The sequence below is a fragment of the Sulfurimonas sp. genome, assembly GCF_047622445.1.
Taxonomy (GTDB): Bacteria; Campylobacterota; Campylobacteria; order Campylobacterales; family Sulfurimonadaceae; genus Sulfurimonas.
Genome location: NZ_JBLHOE010000043.1, coordinates 1 through 20344, shown reverse-complemented (window position 1 = coordinate 20344; position 20344 = coordinate 1). Strand labels below are relative to the sequence as shown.

The following is a 20344-nucleotide window of genomic DNA, read 5'->3' as shown; positions in this document are numbered from 1 at the left end:
AATACTTCATGTTAAAAAAAATACTACCAATGCTGCTGCTAAGTACTAGCCTTTTTTCCTATGAGATACAACTCATAAAACCATCACAGAAACAAGTAAAATCCCCTAGAGCTAAAATAGATAGAATAGCTTTACCAAGAAATGACTCAAAAGAAGTAGTCTTTGATAAAGATACCGGCTTAACGTGGCAAGATAATATTGACACGCAAACCATCAAAAAAAACCGTAAAGATGCCAGACAGTATTGTCGTGGTTTGGTGTTTGCTGGATACAAAGATTGGTACCTACCTAGAGTAGACGAATTAAACTCCATTGTAGATAAAGAAAAAAATAACCCAGCCATCAGAACTGGGTTTAAATACATAAAAAGTGCTCACTACTGGACATCTTCACCAAACCTTTCTTATACTAAAAATGCATTAAATATTGATTTTAGAAGTGGAGAGACCTACCATAATGCTAAAAAGGGAATATGTTATGTACGCTGCGTTAGAGGTAATTACAAACTTTAATCTTATCAATGAGTAGTGCTCAAAATTATCTTTCAACTATCCAGGATCATATATATTTAATTCTTTTTTATCTTTAATTATGACTTACTTAACACTAATGTAACCGTAGATTTAGTATAATCAAGCAAATTAAAAATGGAGAAATTTATGAAAAAAATTCTTATTATCGTAATGTTGTCACTTATGGCTCTTACAAATGTACAAGCAAATCAAGGGAACATGAATCATGCCTTAATGCATACAAATCCTTTACCAAACTTAATGCGTGTTGCAGTAAAAAATGCTAAAGAGTTACATATTACTGATGCTCAAATGAAAAGCTTAAAAACTTGGTCAAGTACTACTAAACCAAAGATTAAAAGCCTTGTAAAAAAAGTCATGCAAGAAGAAAGAATGTTACACAAAGAATCACTTACAACTGACAATGATGTAGTTGCAAAAGCACAAACTATGTTAGATGCACGTAAGGAAATTATTGAACTTAAGACTCAATGTAGAATGAATTTAAAAACTATTCTTAATGAAAAGCAATACAAACACCTTGTAAAACTTTACAGACAATCAAGAAATCAAAAGTAATTTCAGGATGTTTAAAAAATCAATAACAGCTTTATTACTTACGCTTATAACACTTTTTTTACTTGCTTGTTCTGATACAACCACAGAGAGTGATGTAAAACCAACCCAAAGTAAAATAGTTATGAAAACTATCAACGTAAAAGGTATGACTTGTGAGGGCTGTGAAGGTGCCATAGTAGATTACCTTACAAAGATGGATGGTGTAGTTAGCTCTAAAGCATCACATGCCCAAGAAAGTGTCGTAGTAAAGTACGATGAAGCAAAAACTGATATCGACGCGATTATGAAAACTATATCTTCTACTGGATATAAAGTTAATGGACTAAAAGAAAATACACCAAAAGACTAACAAAATGGAACATCCTTTGCTTGTATATGTGCATACAAAGGATGTCTATGTTAAACAATTATACAACTACTCGAACTACTATGCTTCATTCGCCCGAATGTGACACCTTTACATACAAAGATATGAAAGTAAAAATTATTACAGTTTTTAGTGATCAAAAGATACCAATTGCTCTTGTTGAGAACGAAAATGGTGAAATGTTTGAAGTTCCAAGAGATTCTCTCACATAAATGTTACTTATTTAGATAAACTATTTACATAAACTAAATTATAAGAATATGAAATGAAAGAAAAAATAGATATTTTGATTGTTGAAGATGATCAAGACTTATCTCAAATGCTTGCCAGTTATCTCATTAATTCAAACTATACAGTCAATATAATTAACGACCCATTAGATGTCATGAGCTCATTAAAATCTTATAATTATAAGATAATACTCCTCGATCTTACCCTACCTAAAATGGATGGATTAGTCTTGTGTGAACTTATCCGTAAACAATACACCATACCAATAATTATCATGTCCGCACGAGAACATGTGAGTGATAAAGTACTTGGACTTGAAAAAGGTGCGGACGACTATCTCCCTAAACCTTTTGATACCCGTGAACTTATAGCAAGAATTCAAGTACAACTTAGACGTGTCAGTACTACTATTGATGCTAGTGAGAGTTTTGAAGACCATGAATTTAAGTGTAATAAAACAACAATGAAAATCCACTTTAAAGAGGAACCATTAGACTTAACTGTTGCAGAATTTGGTGTTTTGAAACTATTTTTAATGAACCGTGGCATTGTATTTTCACGTGAACAAATTTTAGATAATGTTGAAGGAATGAATTGGAGTAGTGGAGACCGTAGTATTGACGTTATTATTAGCCGTTTAAGAACAAAACTCGGCGATAACCCAAAAGAACCAACCTATTTCGAATCTGTACGTGGCATCGGTTACAGGATGATGCAAAGTGAATAAGCACTCTATACTTTTAAAAATAAGTGTTTCTTTTTTTATAGCAATCATTGCAATAACAGCCCTCTTTAATATTATCCAAGAACATGAATATGCAAATGAAAAAGAAAAACTACGTGAGCATTATCATCATATGGCAATGGCTATTATGAAGTGGAAAATGGGGCAGATACAACACGCACAGCTCATGGCAAAACTTCACAAAGAAAATATGAGTATGATTACCGATCCTGTACTTCACCAAAAGATTAAAAGTAAAGTTTCTATTAAAGATAAGTCCTGTTCTGTAGGTGATTTCTATGTGTATGAGCAAGAAACTTTTAGATATATAATTATACCTCCTATCTTTGGTAAAGTACTTTTAAAAGATGAAAAAATAAATCCAATAGATGTGAGCTATGTTTGGTGGCTCTATGGAGCATTTGTACTTATAATCCTACTTCTGTATATCTCAATCGTAGTTAGCCTTTATCCATTAAAGAAACTACAAGTACAAATCCAACGCTTTGGTGAAGGTGAAACAGATATAGATTTATCATCAACAAGAAAAGATGAAATCGCAGAAGTAGCAAATGAATTTAACAAAGCTGTGCAAAAAATTCAAGAAGTTTTAGAAGCAAGAAAAATATTTTTACGTAACATAACACATGAATTTAAAACGCCACTTACAAGCGGTAAGCTCGCCCTAGAACTCTTAGGAAGTTCAAAACCTAAAGATGTCCTCAACAATGTATTTACACGTCTTGAGTTACTTCTCAAAGAATTTGTTCGAATTGAAAAAATTACAGCCATCGACAATCTGCCCAAATTAAAAGAATATCCATTAACGGATATACTAGACCAAGCAATCGACATGCTTTACTTAGAACCTAACTCCATTAAAAATAATCTCTCTGATAGTCGTTTAAAAGTAAATTTTGAACTTTTTACTCTTGTGTTTAAAAACCTCATTGACAATGGTTTAAAGTATTCACAAGAAAATGAATTTTGTATAGAGATAGAAGATAATCAAATTCATTTTATATCTAAAGGAGAAAAGATGGATGAATCTTTAGAGTACTATCTCCAACCCTTTACAAAAAGTGATACAAAAAGTGCTCAAAGTTTTGGTTTAGGACTTTATATTGTCGATGCTATCTTAAAAAAACATCATTTCTCTTTCTCCTACCAACATACAAGTGGATACAACTTCTTTACCATAAACAAATAATAATTAACAATTCATTAACAATATATTAATTCTCAATTTATAGAGTTTAAATAAAATTTCCTTATATTAAATTCTAAAAAGGAAGAAGAGATGAGAATGAAAAGTTTATTTATAATTGTAGGGGTGATGACATCTACATTAGCTTTTGCTGTTATGCATTTTGAAAAAAATCAAAAATGTAGTGAGTGTCACCCAAAAATATATGAAGAGTACAAAACTTCACAACATGGAAACTCAACTGTATTTGCTGACCCAATTCATGGTGCTGTTTATGATAAACACCCAATGAAAAACAAAATGCAAAAATACCGTTGTGCAAAATGTCATACACCAACTGCTGATAATATGAAAGATTTGCTTACACCTAAAAATGGTGTAATTCCAGATGCTACTAATGAAACACAAAATGAAGGTGTATCATGTGCATACTGTCATAGGATTACAGATACAAAACCTGGTAAAGCAATGAACTCAAATGTTATCTCAAAAGATATGAGAAAATATTTTGCAAACTTGGAAAGTGATGTTAAATCACCATTTCATGAGATTGAAACAAATGTAGAAGTGTTCAAAAATGGTAAACTATGTATGGGTTGTCATATGCACAAAACAAATAAAAAAGGTTTTGATGTATGTTCTACTGAAAATAACAATATGGATGGAAACAATAACTGTATCACTTGTCACATGCCTCAAGTAGATGGAGCACCTTCAACTTTAAGTAAAGTAAAAAAACATGCTTTTCACGGTTTTCCAGGTTTGCATGGGGATCTTAGTTTGTTATCAAAATATGTTGTACTTGATTTAAAACATTCCAAGAAAAAATTCACAGTAAGTGTAGACCACCAAGCAACACACTCTTCAACTCTTCACCCATTAAGAATGGCAAAACTAGTTGTAAGTATCAAGCGTGATGGCAAAGTTATCAAAATGGACTCTAAAAAACTTTTAAAAGTTATAGGAAATGCGCAAGGTGTTTCACCAAAACCAACACCACCATGGTTAGCTGATAGAGTAATCAAAGACACAAGAATTCCAGCAAACACTAAAAAAGACTTCAAGTATGACTTTGCACTTAAAAAGGGAGATCTAGTAACAGTAAAATTTGGATACCACTTAGTAAAACCTAAAGCACTTAAAAAGTTTAAGCTCGAGAACAATAAAAATGCAAAAGAATTTAAAGTCATTTCTAAGAAAGTAGTGAGAATCAAATAAATCCCTGTTAACATTCTGTTAACACAAGGAAAACATATAGTTTATAATAATGAATTATAATTATATTAATACATCAAGGAGAGAAATATGAAAAAAATTATTTTGTCGGTAGCAGCATTAGCTGGTACAGTTGCACTAACAGCAGCCGAAGTTCCAAAAGTAGAAGATAAAGCACTGTTTAGTGGTGGTAAAGTTACAGGTCAAGTTAAAGCTATGCATATCTTAGCTGATAAAACAAATGGTTTTGCTCCTGAAGATGGTAGTGGTTATTTAGTATGGTTAAAGTATGTAACTCCAGACTTAGGACTTAAAGGTTTAAAAGTTGGAGCAGCATTCTATGTAAATGGCGATACTGGTCTTACTGATTGGGAAGATAACACAAAAAATGCTCAAGGTATGTTCACTGATGTTGAAGGTAAAACAAACACGTTACTTGGTCAGGCATACATAGAATATAAAAGTTCTATGTTAGATGCAAAAGTTGGTCGTCAAATCTTAAACACTCCATTAACAAAAATTAAATGGTCTTTAATGCCAAACTTTTATCAAGCTGCAGTTGCTGCGGTTAAACCAATGAAAGGCTTATCTTTTACAGCACTTCATATTGATAAAATGGCATATGGTTCTCGTTCAGCTACTGACTTTAGTCTTATCGGTGAAAAAACTGGAACTGCTGGTGTAACTACGCCGGCTGTTGGTCAAGGCACAGGGACAAGAGAACAAGCAAGATTTCTAAATCTTGGTTCTGCAGCTGGTGTAGCAGAAACGAGTGGTATGACTGCTCTTAATGCAACATACAAAATTGGAAAAAATTTGAAAATTTCTGTGTGGGACTATATCGCTCATGATATTTCTAATACAATCTATGCTGATGTTAATTATAAAATACCAGTGATGAAGGGTACAAAACTTGCACTTAGTGCTCAATACTTAAACCAAAGTGAAGAGGGTGATAAACTAGCAGGAACTATGGACTTCAGTATGTATGGTGTAAAAGCAAAAGTTGGTAATAAAAAATGGTCAGCTTACTTAGCATACAATAGTTCAGATGATAGTAATGCTAATAGATCTGGTTTTCACAATGCTTTTGGTGCAGACCCAGCATATACAAGTTCAATCTTTTCTCGTAATGCATATCGTGAAGATGTAAGTGCTTATAAAATTGGTGGTCACTATGCAATTATGAAAGGTTTAAAAATCGTAGTTTCTCATGCTGACTATGGAAAATCAAAAACACTTGGTTGGGGACCATCAAAGCTTGTAGCAGCAAATGATGCAACTGAAACTGATATTGTTTTAGTATATAAACCAACCAAAGCTATGATGTTAAAACTATTCAATGCTAGAAGAACAAGTGAATACAATGAATCTTCAGCAGCCGAAAAAGAACAAAATCATATTCGTGCAGTAGTTTCTTACAACTTCTAAGAACTATAGTTTAAAAATTTCAATACCATCGAGACAATGGTATTGAAATATATATAGTTTTTTTCATTAATTTCCTCCGATACCTCTCTTTTCATTTAAGGTATCGGAACTTTCCCCAACAAGCACCTCATAAGCATCTAAAAGATATCATTAGACAAATTCAAATCATAAAGTAAAAACCTCATGGCATTAATCGACCTACAAGATATTTCAAAACACTATTCAGCACAAAAAATACTTACCGAAGTAAGCTTTCATGTAGACGAAGGTGAACGTATCGTTATTATTGGTAAAAACGGAAGTGGTAAATCTACTCTCATGAAAATTGTAAATGGCACACTAGAATATGATGGTGGACGTAGAATTACAAAAAATAATTTAGAAGTGAAGATGCTTGATCAAAGACCAAACTTCAAAGATGGGCATACTGTTCGTCAAGCTGTTGAAGATGGACTCAGAGAACTCAATGATGCTAAAGCGAGATATAATGAACTATCACTCCTTTTAGCAGATGATTTTGAGAATAATAAACTCATAGATGAGCATGAAAATCTCTCTCGTTACATTGAACACCATAATGCTTGGAATCTTGATGACAAGATAGAGCGAATTATCCAACACTTTGACCTTAAACAATATGAAGATAAATCTATTGACCTACTTAGTGGAGGTGAACAACGTCGTGTTGCCCTCGCTTCTTTACTTTTACAAAAACCAGATATTTTACTTTTAGATGAGCCTACCAATCACCTTGATGTATACATGGTTGAATTCTTAGAAGAGCTTATTTTAAAAGAAAAGTTCACACTTGTGTTTATCTCTCACGATAGATATTTTATAGATAGAATTGCTACAAAGTCTATAGAGGTTGAAGACTGTGCTTTAAGAGAATATACTGGTGGATATAGTAGCTATCTCACGCAAAAGGCAGAATGGATTCGAACACTGCAAAAACAACATGACAATCTGCTTGATGTACTAAAACGTGAAAATGCATGGTTTGCCCGTGGTGTAAGAGCAAGACTTAAAAGAAATGAAGGTCGAAAAGAACGTCTTATGAATCTTCGAGATGATGCAAAAAATAATCCTGCGCAAATCAGAAAGATGTCTATAGAACTCCAACGTGAAGCAAAACATTTTAATCGCGATAAAAGTATCAATAAACAAAAAATGCTTTTCGAAGTGGAAGACTTGTATCTTACGCTTGGAAATAAAGAACTACTCAAAGACTTTACCACCAGAATCCTCCAAAAAGATGTTATAGCCATAGTCGGACCAAATGGAAGTGGAAAATCAACACTACTTAAAGCCCTACTTGGTCGGATAGAACCAACAAGTGGGAAAATTAAACAAGGCGAATTTAAAATAGGTTACTTTGACCAACATAGAGAAATGTTAGACGATGATAAAAACCTTATGGAAACTTTTTGCCCACACGGAGGAGACCGAGTAAGTGTTCGTGGAAAAGATATGCATGTCTATGGCTATCTTAAAAACTTTCTTTTTCCTCGTGAGTTTTTAGAAAAGAAAATAGCTGTTCTTAGTGGTGGTGAAAAGAACCGTATTGCCCTTGCCCTACTCTTTACCCTCGAAGTTGACATTTTAATCCTAGATGAGCCTACAAATGACTTAGACATTCCAACTATTAACATCTTAGAAGAACAACTAACAAACTTTCCTGGCGCCGTCATAATTGTAAGTCATGATAGATACTTTGTTGATAAAATTGCTAAAAAACTTTTCATCTTTAAAACAAATAAACATATAGAAGAATCATATCAACAATATTCAGAATATTTAGATTTGGAAAAAGAGTTAAAAGAACTTAGTGAAATGGAATCAAATGCAAGTGAAGTAAAAGTTATTAAAGAAGAAGTAGTACAAAAACCTAAAACTTTAAAATTGACTTTTAAAGAAAAAATAGCCTTAGATAAACTGCCCCAAGAAGTAGAAGAACTTGAAATAAAAATAGAAGAAAAAAACAACTGCTTAGCTGATCCAAAATGCTATGAAGATATAGGTCTTACAGCTCTTGCAAAAGAGTTACAAGAACTTGAAGCGTTGTATGAGTTAAAAGTTGAAGAACTTTTAGAGATTGAAGAAAAGCAAGAGTTAATTAACTCTTGACTTCTTTAATTATTTTCTAGCTTCTTTTAAAGAGTCAGCAATTAAAAATGCTAATTCTAAAGATTGGTCAGCATTGAGACGAGGGTCACAATGCGTATGGTAACGAGAAGATAAATCTTCTTCAGTTACAGTAAAACTTCCACCGATACACTCAGTAACATTTTTACCTGTCATCTCTAGGTGAACTCCACCTGCATGCGTACCTTCAGATTTATGAATCTGAAAGAACTCTTTCATCTCTGTAAGAATTGAATCAACAGGACGCGTTTTATAGTTGTTTGAAGATTTAATAGTATTACCATGCATTGGATCACATGACCATACAACTTTAAGACCCTCTTTTTCAACTGCTTTAATTAGATTCGGAAGTCCGTCTCCAACTTTTCCAGCACCCATTCTTACAATTACGTTTAAACGTCCAGCTTCATTTTCAGGGTTTAACTTATTTACTAATTTTATTAAATCTTGAGGATCCATTGTTGGCCCAGCTTTAATCCCAATAGGATTTTTCACACCGCTTAAGTACTCAACATGAGCACCATCAAGTTGACGTGTACGATCGCCTATCCATAACATATGAGCAGATGTATCATACCAATCACCAGTTATAGAGTCTTGACGTGTAAATGATTCTTCATATGGAAGTAAAAGAGCTTCATGAGATGTATAAAAATCTGTTTCACGCAAAGTTCTGTATGTTTTAGATGTAATTCCACAAGCTTCCATAAACTGCAAAGATTTACCAATCTCATCAGCAAGTTTTTCATACTTTGCAGTCACTTCACCTTGATGAGCAAAATCTTGTGTCCATTTGTGTACTTTATGTAAGTCAGCTAAACCACCTGTTGCAAATGCACGAAGAAGGTTTAGTGTAGCGGAAGCTTGATTGTATGCTTTTATCATACGTTCAGGATCTGGTACACGAGCTGCACTAGTAAACTCAGAACCATTGATAATATCTCCACGATATGAAGCATGAGTTACACCATCAAATGTTTCTGTGTCTGCTGAACGAGGCTTAGCAAATTGCCCAGCCATACGTCCAACTTTAACAACTGGTAATCCACCAGCGTATGTCATAACAATGGCCATTTGCATCATAGCTTTAAAACTATCTCTTATGTTATCTGCATGAAATTCGCTAAAACTTTCAGCACAATCTCCGCCTTGAAGTAAAAATGCTTCACCATTTGCGACATTTCCAAGTTGTGCTTTAAGCGAACATGCTTCACCCGCAAAAACAAGTGGTGGATAATTTTTCAATTCTGCAAGAACTCTCTTTAGCTCTTCTTGGTTTGGATAAGTTGGTTGTTGTAAAATTGGCTTTTCTCTCCAACTTGATGGACTCCAAATACTCATAATAAAACCCTATATTTATAAATTTGCAATATTTTACCTAAAAGTACCTAAAATAGGTCTTATTCATGTATATTTATAAAACATTTCTATTCCTCATTGATAGCAATTCATTCCTTTAAACGCGTAAAAGCTGTTTTTATGCTAATCTATGTATAATATCGCAATATTTTATAGGAATCTGAATGGAAAAAGATGATTTAAAATCTCTTGTTACACAAATATACGAAAATCTACTTGATACTATAAACAATCAAACTGATCCAAACAAAGAGCAGGTAGTTGAGTATTTAAGAGAAGCTGTAGAAGTTGTGTCGAGCTTAAATGATAAACAAATTGACTCCATAGAACATGCAAAAGCAGCATTCAATAATGCGTACAAAGAGATTGCTAATAAAAGTATCTCTTCGTATCAACACACAAATGCAAGGTTTGAACAACTAACACAGATGCATGAAGAAACTCTTAACGACTATTCAAGTGAGATGATAAATGTTCCTGCTCTCACAGAAAAGTTTAATGAAATTCAATTACATATGATTGATGAAGTGAACAAAGCGAATGACATCATCTCTCAGCTATCTTCTCAAGTTCAAACACTAGAAAGAGACTCCAACATAGACTCTCTTGCAAAAGTTTTTAACCGCCGGGCACTTTCCACTTATCTCAGTAACATATGCAGTAGAAAGGGAATTCCTTACAAACTTCACCTTATTATGATTGATATTGATGATTTTAAGGTTATCAACGACACCTATGGTCATGTAGCTGGAGATAAAGTTTTAATTTTCATTGCAAATACTTTGAAAAAAACTCTTCGTGATGGGGATAAAATCTTTAGATATGGTGGTGATGAATTTGTACTTGTACTCAATCGTATTGATCAAGTATACTGCAAAAAAATACTCGATAGACTTTTAGAATTGGTAAGTAAAAACAAGCTTCTTTATAAAGGCAATAGCATAAATGTTACGATTAGTATGGGAGCTACTGTGTTTGTTGAAGAAGATAGCCCTGATACATTAATAGCACGAGCGGACAAAGCAGTTTATCTAGCTAAAAGAGAAGGTAAAAATACAATACGTACGGAGCTAGAAAATGGAGATTAATTATTTTGATATTATAGTTTCAATCATCATCCTTTTTCTTGGACTTAAGGGAATTATAAACGGATTTTTTAAAGAGCTATTTGGTCTCATTGGAATTGTTGGGGGTATCTTTGTTGCTTCAAGACTAGGAAATGATGTAGGTCAATTTTTAAGTGATCTTATTTTTAATTTTGAAAACTCCTCTGCTATTAACTTCACAGGTTTTTTAACAACATTAGCACTATTTTGGCTTCTTATGATTGGGGTTGGGCAAGTATTCAAAAAACTCAGTTCATTAAGTGGTCTTGGTGCACTAGACCAAATTCTTGGATTTGTATTTGGTGCAAGTAAATTCTTCTTTATTGCCGCAGTTATTGCTCATTCTGCCTACAATATAAAAGCAGTCAAATCAATCATAGACGATAGTTCTTTAAGCACAAGTTACATTTTTCCAATACTGACCCAAACAGGTGCTGTCATCATGAAACTCGATCCAGTTGAGATAAGTGAAGATATAAATAAAACAACACAAACAATCAGAGACACCGCTTCTAAAGCTATGTCAGATGAAATTCTTAAAGAAATTCAAGAATCGATGCCCCAAATAACACAAGAAACTTCAAAAAAAAGTGATTCATAATGTCAAATATAAATACTAACTTTCAAGATAAAACTGTCAAATATACGCAACTCTTAAATGACTTTAAAACCTTACTTAAAGAAAACTCTTTAAAATTCACTATACAAAGAGAAGTGATACTTGAGACACTCTATAAGTCAGATGAGCATTTAACGCCAGAGTCACTTCACCATTTAATTCAAGAAAATTTTCCTGATTTAAAAACAGGAATTGCTACTGTATACAGAACTCTAGCACTTCTTGAAGACTCGCAAATGGTAACTTCACTCTCTTTTGGAGCACAAGGCAAAAAGTATGAACTAGGTGCTAAAGAGCATCATGATCATATGATATGTACTTCTTGTGGAGACATCACAGAGTTTGTTGATGAAGAAATCGAGAATCGACAAGATTCTATTGCTGAATCTTTAGGATTTAAAATATCCGACCACTCCATGCAAATTTATGGCATCTGTAAAGACTGTCAGTCATAAACTACTTTAAACACATACAAGGAAAATATATTGGCTTTTGAAAATAAATTCGTTCAACAAAGAATAGAAAAAGCAGAGGCTCTTAGAGCTGAAGGGATTAATCCATACTCTAACGACTCACAAAGAAACACTACTGTTGAAAAATACATGAATGTAAATGCAGACATTGAGCACAAAGAAGAAAAACGTGATGAACACCGTCACTATACTATTGCAGGACGAATAAAGCTTTTTCGTATTATGGGTAAAGCTAGTTTTATCAAGATAGAAGATGAAAGTGGAATGCTACAAGTATATGTAACACGTGATCATTTACCAGAGGGGTTTTACAACACAGTATTTAAAAAACTTATTGAAGTTGGGGATATTGTTGAAGTATCAGGTTTTCCTTTTGTAACCGGTAAAGGTGAACTCTCACTTCATTGTTCTGAGTTTAGACTTTTAACAAAAGCTATTTCGCCACTTCCTGAAAAATTTCATGGTGTTACAGATAAAGAAATTCGTTATAGAAAAAGATACCTTGACCTTATCATGAATACAGAAGTTCGTAAAACTTTTCAAACTCGTTCTCGTGTTATCTCCTTAACAAGACGTTTTTTTGAAGACAAAGGCTTTTTAGAAGTTGAGACACCAATGATGCACCCAATCGCTGGTGGAGCAAATGCAAAACCATTTGTTACACACCATAATGCACTGGGTATTGACAGATTCCTAAGAATTGCACCAGAGCTTTACCTCAAACGTTTAATTGTTGGTGGATTTGAGGCTGTATTTGAAATAAACCGTAACTTTAGAAATGAAGGTATGGATGCAACACATAATCCTGAATTTACATCTATAGAATTTTATTGGGCATATAAAACATATAAAGATTTAATCCTCATTACTAAAGAGTATTTTCAGTATCTTTTTGAGCATTTAGATTTACCCACAATTTTACCATACTCAGATATGGAAGTAAACTTTGAAAATTTTCAAGAGATTCCACTTATAGATTCCCTTACAACAATAGGTGGTGTTCCTGCTGAATCTTGTGTCAGTATTGATGCTATTACTACATATTTAAAATCAAAAAATATCAATGTAAAACCAGGAATGAATCTCGGACAACTCCAAGGTGAACTATTTGATGAGTTTGTTGAAGAAAAACTTATTGATCCTACTTTTATTACAGAGTACCCAGTTGAGATTTCACCACTTGCAAGAAGAAGTGATAATAATCCAGCGATAACAGAGAGATTTGAGCTTTTCATAGCTGGTCGTGAAATTGCAAATGCATTCTCAGAACTTAACGACCCTATCGATCAATACGAAAGATTTAAAGGTCAAAGTGACGCAAAAGAAGCGGGTGATGATGAAGCGCATGAAATGGATGAAGATTTCATCGATGCACTTAGCTATGGTATGGCTCCGACAGCTGGTCAAGGTATAGGGATCGATAGACTTGTAATGCTTCTTACAAATGAGCATAGCATACGAGATGTATTACTTTTCCCTGCTATGAAACCTATTCATAATGAAGAACAAACTCAAGAAGAAGAGTAACTTAAATAAAGTCCTCTAAAGAGGACTTTATTTACAAAATCAAAAAGATATTTACCCTCCAAACTTATCCCGAAAAGCTTTCGCTCCGTCCTTACTTGATTCTATGTTATCTGAGCAGTTTCTAAACGAGAAACGTAGTTTACTTTGCTCTATTGTTTGCATATCTTTAATCTCATTTATGTTTATAAGGTAAGAGCGGTGAATACGAAAAAAATCGTGATTTCCTAATTTTTTTTCTAAGTCTGAAATCTTTTGTCCATAATAGGAAAAACCTTTTGCACTTCTTATCATTACCTCAGAAAGATCTGCTTTTACGTAAAAGATTTCTTCTGCTTTAAGTAAAAGATAACTTTCACCTGTTTTACTTAAAATTCTTACATCTTCAGCTTCTATACTTTCAGCTGAAGTTGTTTTTACTCTTGTGAGAGACTCTTTTACTTGCTCCAAACTATAAGGCTTTATAAGATAGCCTATAGCTCCTATATCAAAAGCTTTCAGAGCATGCTCTTCATATGCTGTTTGAAAAATTATAGAGATATTTTCATTTAAATATTTAAGCTCATAAGCAAGTTCTAAACCACTGACTTGAGGCATATTTATATCTAGAAATACAACATCGTACTTTGTATGTTTTAGCGCTGCTACAGCTTCATCTGCACTAGAAGTTTCAACAATATCTTTGAACTCCAAAGTAGTTAAAATTCTTTTGAGTCTTGCTCTTGCTAACTCTTCATCATCTACGATCAATATTTTCACAACAATCTCCTAAATAAATATAAAACATTGGTTTGTCTAAACACTCAACAGATAAACTTCCTTTACATAAAAGTTCTAAGCGCTGTTTGAGGTTGTTTAGTCCTACACCAAAAGTTTTCTTTACCATCACTTTACCATCGTTTTGAATTTTAATAATTTTTTTTCTTATATCGAATCCAATTTCGATATTCAAACTTTCTTTGTTGCTCAAGAAACCATGCTTAATCGCATTTTCTACGATGAGTTGCAAAGAGAACTTGGGTACGTTCCAGATAGGAATAGACCCAACTACAATTAAATGAATCTTTCCAGAAAAACGAATATTTTCAAGTTCAATATAATCTTTAACATTTATAATCTCATCACTTAAAGAGAGTAAAGCTTCCTCATTCATAGTGTTTCTCAAAAAAGAAGACACTTTGAGTAATGCCATCTCTGCCTTATCTTTATCTTGGTGAATAAGCTCTGCAATAGAATTTAATGCATTAAACAAAAAGTGAGGATTTAACTGTGTCTCAAGCGAGCGTAAACGACTTTGCACATATTCATGATCAATCACATCTTTTTGGTTTCTCATCTTTACAAATCGATAAAGTAAAGCCCCTACAATATACGTTAATATACCAATTAAGATAGATATGATGACAATCTGATTCTCAAATGCTGGAATCATTTCTATGTTAATAAATTTCGTAAGATATACCCCAGACAATGTCCCCAAAAAACCAGAGAGAAAGGAAAAAAGTATAGAAAGAGGAAGCCAATACACTTCTCTTAGTTTTGGCAAAATATTTTTATTCATATAAGAGATAAATATAAGAGAAAAAAGTGTAATACTAAAACCTAAAATTACTCCAAAAAAAGCACCATCAAGCCAAGGATACTCTAAAATAATGTATCCCAAAGAGGACATAAACATACCAAAAAATACACCTGTTACAAGTATATAAATCCAATCACGAGTTTTAATATGTAATGCAATGTTATACATTTAGTAGTCTTTGTAAATTTTTTACACCGAGCATCACACCAGGCCATCCTTGAGCTGCATAAACACTATCCCCAACATTATAAAGTCCTTGTATAGGAGAATCATTTGATGGTAAAAAAGGAAGAAAATTCTTCATTGTAATTGCATTGCCCCCAAGTTGACTTCTGTTAATGTAATGCCTAAATGTATTAGGTGAAGCACTAAAACTATCTACTACTTCACCTATCTTTATATTTAAACTTTGAATTACTGTTTGCAAGAGTATATCGTGAAGCTCTTTTTTTTGTGCTTTATAATTTTGTTTATCTTCCCAATATCGTATATCTGTATGAATAGAAACAGTGACACTGTAATGACCCTTTGGTGCTAATGTATTGTCACTCTCATCTGAAAAAGAGATAAAAACTGCTTTTGAAAGAGAATTGGGAAATATTTCATCTTTTATAATCTGATAATGATGCTCAAATATTTTATCAGTTTTTAGCGTTAAGTAGAGCATAAATGAGCTCTGGTGGTTATTTAATTTTTCATATTTTTTGTAGTAACTTTTCACTTGTTTATCATCAAAAAGTTTGCTACTGTCGTATACCGTAGAATTAAGTATTAATTTTTTTGTTTGATAAACACTATCTTTTGTATAAAGTTCAAAGTGCGTTGTTAGTTTTTTAATTTCTTTAATCTCGCTATTTTTATATAACTTTGTAATATCTTTTGTTAAACCATCAAAAATATTTCCTAGACCACCCACTGCATAATTGTTTGTATTAAATGTATAAGCAAGAGAGATTGCTGCTGTAAAAAAGTTTATATCTTTTAATGGCGCTTGCGCAACTATAAGAACTTGAGATGCTAAAAATTGTAAGTATTCTGGGTCTATGCCCTCAAAGTAATCATCTATAAAAGTATGTGCATCTATTCTAAGGTACTTCTGAAACTTCATTAGTAAGGGTATAAAACTAAAAAGTGATTTTGTTTTAGAAAATATATTTGTATTTGAGTAGTAGTGTCCATTTTCTTTATAAAATGCTTCATTTATTTCATAAATAAGTTTCCAAAACTCTAGGTTTTTATCATGTGGATAATTAATATTTAAAATTTCTATAAATTTATCAAAATCACTATACCGTGGTGTTACTTTATCGTTTTGAATAATAACAATAGAAGGGTCGGTAAGGATTAAATCAGGTTTAAATCCAACTTCATCGAAAACCTCTTTGACTATAAATCCATCTTGATATCCTGCTAATGTTGTTGCTCCAGTGTTGTAGGAATAGCCTTTATGAGAAAATGTAGAACTACATCCACCAAGGTATGATTCTTTTTCAAAAAGTGCTACATCATGACCATTGGCATTTAGAAGTGCAGCAATTGAACTACCTCCAACACCTGAACCAACAACCGCATAATCTAACATTAACTAGCCTTCATATCTTTATAGATATTCGTTAAACATTTTACAAATTTAGGGTGGGAATTGGGAGCTTTTGCAACTCTATATTCTTGGAATCCTAATTCTTCAGCAACTTCTCTGTATTCAATCTCTAGTTCAAACTCTGTCTCAGAGTTATCAAGTGTAAATGCAATAGGAACTATAATAACCTTTCTCTTCTTAAGTGACTTTAGTTTATCCTCTAAATAAGGTTTAATCCACTCCATAGGCCCTAAACGTGACTGGTATGCTAAGTGTGTATTATGAAAGTTTATCTTAGCCTTTATTAAAGCTTTTCTCGCATGATACACATTATAACGAATATGTTTTTGATATGGATCACCTTTCTCAATTATCTTTTGGGTAAGTCCATGTGCTGAAAAAACAAGCTCATAGTCTTGTGGATCTTCACCATTGAGTGCTTCTTTAACTCTTTCAATAATAGCTTTATTATAGTTTTTGTCATTATAGTAATCATCGATCGTTTTTACTCTTGCTTTTATACGTAGCTTATCCATACTGTCATACAAGTCTTCATAGCTTGAGAGTGTTGTTGTACTAGAGTAATGTGGATAAAGTGGAATCGCATAAAACTCATCTACATCACGAAGATTTTCTAAAACATCAGTTGCAAATGGTGGAGTGTAACGCATGACCATATGGATGCTCGCATCTTTTATCTCATCTTCTAACTTTTCTATAAGTTTTTGTGTATAGCCAACAAGAGGAGATTTCCCACCTATAAGAGCATAATTATTTTGAGCAAACTCTGTACGAGTAAAAGTTATGAGTTTTGCTATCATAGCTCGTATAGGTTTAGGTGCACCAATAATATTTTTATCATTAAACATATTACTCAAAAAAACTTCCACCTCATCCAAGTTATTTGGACCACCCATATTCATAAGTAAAATTGCTCTTTTCATAGTAAGCTCCTTTTTTATTTGAATTGATTTTATAGGAAATGAGTATTGTTTTGTAGGGGTTATTTGTCAGTTCATATAGTACAAGATAATTTGGCAAAAATATTAAGAGTTATTTATTATCTTGTAGGTATATGTATCAAGGTTTGGAGTAAACATTGAATAAGGAGTTAAAAATCTAAACACACAAGATTTTAAACAGTAACTTCATGGCTACATCTACGAATAAATTTTGTTTATCCTAAGGGTAATCGCTTCTAAGCACTTCAATATCAAGATGAAAATTAAAAAAGTTCTTGACTGCTTTATAAGCGATTTTATTTCGTAGATTTTTACCGATTACTCCTTATTACGAGAGAATTATATGTAAATTGTATTTCTTTTCGTAGTGGATTTTTGTTAGTTCATTATTTTTATAGTTTTCTCTATAGTTTTACAAATGAATTCAAGTAGAATTAATATCAGCTACCGTATTGCACTTGAACTCAGTATCACAGAAAAAGAGATTATTCCTATAGAGATAGGTTCACACGATGAAGTGTATTAGCTTATCATTATTATTTGACCTATATTATTTGAAATAATTTTTTAAATAACAAGTAAAATGTTCCAAAAATAACAGGTTGATGAACTTTTTTACAGCCATTTGTAAATAAAACTTTATTTATTCCCAATATAGCGAAGTTTTATGAATGTTTGAGGAGCCCAAAATAGCCATTTAAATTTATTAATTTAAGTACGAATATAAGGGTCTATTGCGATTATACAGGTTACCCATCTTTTCTTAGAACTTCCGGAAATAGCGGGGGATAAAGGATTTTGTTTTAGAAATTTCCTGTATTTTAGGAAATCAAGTGAATCTTAGTGACCGGTTTTTGTACCGTTTTATTACTGATATTTTCAACCTGAGACTTACATGCATTCTAGGCTAGTTGCTTAGATACTTTAGAAGTGTTTGTTTCTAATGTGTTGAATGTGTTCTAAGATTATGTTAAAGATGGTTTCGGCAGCTTTTTCACTGCTGTTTTTAAAAGAATAGACTGTGAAATATAAATGACTAACTTTTTATTTTCACTCTATATGTCATATCTTTATTTGAACTAGCAGATAAGTTATAAATACCACTGCTTAATAATATTTTTATTTTATCTGTTTCTATATATCTATCATGAATATTATCACTAATTGCTTCTGCTCGAATTTCCCATAAATCATATAAAGTTTCTAATTCTGATTTTTTATTAAACTCATTAGTAACTATTATTATATCTATAGATTTTTTTGGTAGAAGAGTATTTAAAATATTTTTATTTTCATCCCATTGACTTGGATTAGCTGCTAGATAGCTGTCTGTTATTTTTATCCATTTTGCATCGCTAAGAAGTGCACTTATGTGCTTGATCGCTTTATCTTTTCCATCTGAGTTTTCATATGTAGCACCAATTGACATATCTATTTTTTCCATATGTGCAAAAAGAGGAACTATATTGACCTCTGTGAAACTGCTTGAAGTATCACATTTATCTACTAACTGAAGTTTTAGTGTCGTTGCTTTTACTAAACTTTCATTGTTCACATTGTCTACAAGGTTTAACAATGGGTCATTATTTATTTGTGAACACATTGATGGATCATCAAATATTTTATGCTGATTTTTAGAGACTATAAAAGGATGAATATATTTTAAAAGGTTTCTAATTTTATTTTTATCAAAATCCTTATTAAAAGTATACTTTAAATATTGAGAGACTAAACTATCATTTAAACAAACATCACTCATATCAAATTCTTACTATTTATTTCAAAAATATCTTTTATTGTGGCATCATAAAAACCACTAGGAAAACTATTTTCTCTATCTTTATTATTAAAAAACCCATCATCTTTTATATAAATTTGTTCAAATTTTGTTTTTGCAGATTTATAATGAATAATAATATCTTCTGATTTCAAATTTTGCTTATAAACCTCGTATCTAATTTTATTTATAAGATGATCGTTATGTGTTTCTACTATTAGTTGAATTCCCTTTGAAGCTACAAAAGATAAAAATTCTCCCATCATAGCTTGAGCTTGTGGATGGAGATGTATTTCAGGGTTCTCTACAATTATAATATTGCCTTTTTTTGCACTTAAAATAGCTACAAGTATAGCTACTGTATAGCTAACTCCTGCACCTATATTATTTGGTTTAAACTCTAAACCATCAAGTTTATAGGATGCTTGTATTACAGTGGATGTAGGTTTTATAGTTTTAAATTCATAAGATTGAGTAGATATTTTATTTAACCAATAATTTACTTGTGCCTCAAGTGTAAATGATCCATTTTTATTTTCTATAAGATATTCTTCAATTGGTTCATCTTTATTAACTTCAAAGTAGTTAGCTATGAACTTACCATATATTCCAAAATATCTATCTTTACTAAAACTATTATTTGTACTATTAATTTCTTCTATTGTAGTTCTATTTGAATTTAAGTATGTTAGTTTTGCAGGGTATGATATATTTTTACTACCAATACTTAATACTTGTTCTTTCTTTGACTCATATGTATCTATTGTACCATCATCAAATGTAATATTAATATTGTATTTATCCGGATTAACATATCTATTTTTTAAATCATTAAAATCACCTAATGAATTTAAATAGTCAAATATATCACTACCACTCGAATGATTACCACTTAATAATATAGATTGTATTAAAGATGATTTCCCACTAGAGTTTGTACCTGTAAGTATTG

Annotated in this window: 20 protein-coding genes; 13 read left to right on the top strand and 7 right to left on the bottom strand. The window is 32.1% G+C overall.

Annotated features, from left to right (window positions below; genetic code table 11):
- Positions 1-8 precede the first annotated feature (8 nt).
- From ACI9TV_RS10340 to abc-f, 9 genes are all read left to right on the top strand, one after another.
- A complete protein-coding gene (locus ACI9TV_RS10340; RefSeq protein WP_415250715.1) occupies positions 9-512 on the top strand; it encodes a DUF1566 domain-containing protein in 504 nt (167 codons plus the stop codon).
- A gap of 147 nt (positions 513-659) precedes the next feature.
- Positions 660-1091, top strand: a complete 432-nt coding sequence (locus ACI9TV_RS10335) for a Spy/CpxP family protein refolding chaperone (protein WP_415250714.1) — start codon at positions 660-662, stop codon at positions 1089-1091.
- A 7-nt stretch (positions 1092-1098) separates the two neighbouring features.
- Complete coding sequence (locus tag ACI9TV_RS10330) at positions 1099-1440, top strand: cation transporter (protein WP_415250713.1); 342 nt, start codon at positions 1099-1101, stop codon at positions 1438-1440.
- Between the two features lie 47 nt (positions 1441-1487).
- Positions 1488-1670, top strand: coding sequence for a hypothetical protein (locus ACI9TV_RS10325; RefSeq protein ID WP_415250712.1), 183 nt, complete (start codon positions 1488-1490; stop codon positions 1668-1670).
- A 53-nt stretch (positions 1671-1723) separates the two neighbouring features.
- Entirely contained in the window at positions 1724-2416 is a 693-nt protein-coding gene (locus ACI9TV_RS10320) for a response regulator transcription factor (protein WP_415250711.1), read from the top strand.
- Positions 2409-3623: an ArsS family sensor histidine kinase gene (locus ACI9TV_RS10315; protein WP_415250710.1), complete on the top strand. Its 1215-nt coding sequence runs from the start codon at positions 2409-2411 to the stop codon at positions 3621-3623. The genes ACI9TV_RS10320 and ACI9TV_RS10315 overlap by 8 nt, the downstream gene beginning before the upstream one ends.
- Before the next feature lie 96 nt (positions 3624-3719).
- Entirely contained in the window at positions 3720-4838 is a 1119-nt protein-coding gene (locus tag ACI9TV_RS10310) for a multiheme c-type cytochrome (RefSeq protein WP_415250709.1), read from the top strand.
- Between the two features lie 87 nt (positions 4839-4925).
- The gene (locus ACI9TV_RS10305; RefSeq protein WP_415250708.1) at positions 4926-6266 is read left to right on the top strand and encodes an OprD family outer membrane porin; all 1341 of its coding nucleotides are present in this window, start codon (positions 4926-4928) and stop codon (positions 6264-6266) included.
- Between the two features lie 183 nt (positions 6267-6449).
- Positions 6450-8393, top strand: a complete 1944-nt coding sequence (gene abc-f, locus ACI9TV_RS10300) for a ribosomal protection-like ABC-F family protein (protein ID WP_415250707.1) — start codon at positions 6450-6452, stop codon at positions 8391-8393.
- A 9-nt stretch (positions 8394-8402) separates the two neighbouring features.
- Here the strand turns inward: abc-f and ACI9TV_RS10295 are convergent, their stop codons facing one another.
- Entirely contained in the window at positions 8403-9755 is a 1353-nt protein-coding gene (locus ACI9TV_RS10295; protein WP_415250721.1) for a class II 3-deoxy-7-phosphoheptulonate synthase, read from the bottom strand.
- A gap of 179 nt (positions 9756-9934) precedes the next feature.
- On the opposite strand from ACI9TV_RS10295, the gene ACI9TV_RS10290 reads away from it, so the two are divergent.
- Genes ACI9TV_RS10290 through lysS form a run of 4 tightly spaced genes read left to right on the top strand, consistent with a single transcriptional unit; the run spans position 9935 to position 13495 of the window.
- Positions 9935-10858, top strand: a complete 924-nt coding sequence (locus tag ACI9TV_RS10290) for a GGDEF domain-containing protein (protein ID WP_415250706.1) — start codon at positions 9935-9937, stop codon at positions 10856-10858.
- Positions 10848-11477: a CvpA family protein gene (locus ACI9TV_RS10285; RefSeq protein WP_415250705.1), complete on the top strand. Its 630-nt coding sequence runs from the start codon at positions 10848-10850 to the stop codon at positions 11475-11477. Before ACI9TV_RS10290 ends, ACI9TV_RS10285 begins: the two co-directional genes overlap by 11 nt.
- Entirely contained in the window at positions 11477-11950 is a 474-nt protein-coding gene (locus tag ACI9TV_RS10280) for a Fur family transcriptional regulator (protein ID WP_415250704.1), read from the top strand. The genes ACI9TV_RS10285 and ACI9TV_RS10280 overlap by 1 nt, the downstream gene beginning before the upstream one ends.
- Positions 11951-11980: 30 nt before the next feature.
- Complete coding sequence (lysS, locus tag ACI9TV_RS10275) at positions 11981-13495, top strand: lysine--tRNA ligase (protein ID WP_415250703.1); 1515 nt, start codon at positions 11981-11983, stop codon at positions 13493-13495.
- A 51-nt stretch (positions 13496-13546) separates the two neighbouring features.
- Here the strand turns inward: lysS and ACI9TV_RS10270 are convergent, their stop codons facing one another.
- From ACI9TV_RS10270 to ACI9TV_RS10245, 6 genes are all read right to left on the bottom strand, one after another.
- On the bottom strand, positions 13547-14251 hold the full coding sequence (locus ACI9TV_RS10270; protein ID WP_415250702.1) for a LytR/AlgR family response regulator transcription factor: 705 nt from the start codon (positions 14249-14251) through the stop codon (positions 13547-13549).
- Entirely contained in the window at positions 14229-15242 is a 1014-nt protein-coding gene (locus ACI9TV_RS10265; protein WP_415250701.1) for a sensor histidine kinase, read from the bottom strand. The genes ACI9TV_RS10270 and ACI9TV_RS10265 overlap by 23 nt, the downstream gene beginning before the upstream one ends.
- Positions 15235-16656: a phytoene desaturase family protein gene (locus ACI9TV_RS10260; RefSeq protein WP_415250700.1), complete on the bottom strand. Its 1422-nt coding sequence runs from the start codon at positions 16654-16656 to the stop codon at positions 15235-15237. The genes ACI9TV_RS10265 and ACI9TV_RS10260 overlap by 8 nt, the downstream gene beginning before the upstream one ends.
- The gene (hemH, locus tag ACI9TV_RS10255; RefSeq protein WP_415250699.1) at positions 16656-17597 is read right to left on the bottom strand and encodes a ferrochelatase; all 942 of its coding nucleotides are present in this window, start codon (positions 17595-17597) and stop codon (positions 16656-16658) included. The genes ACI9TV_RS10260 and hemH overlap by 1 nt, the downstream gene beginning before the upstream one ends.
- A gap of 1054 nt (positions 17598-18651) precedes the next feature.
- Positions 18652-19374 carry a hypothetical protein gene (locus ACI9TV_RS10250; RefSeq protein WP_415250698.1) on the bottom strand — a complete coding sequence of 241 codons (723 nt, stop codon included), beginning with the start codon at positions 19372-19374 and terminating at the stop codon, positions 18652-18654.
- A partial coding sequence (locus tag ACI9TV_RS10245) for an AAA family ATPase (RefSeq protein WP_415250697.1) occupies positions 19371-20344 on the bottom strand: 974 nt, incomplete at its 5' end. The genes ACI9TV_RS10250 and ACI9TV_RS10245, both read right to left, overlap by 4 nt.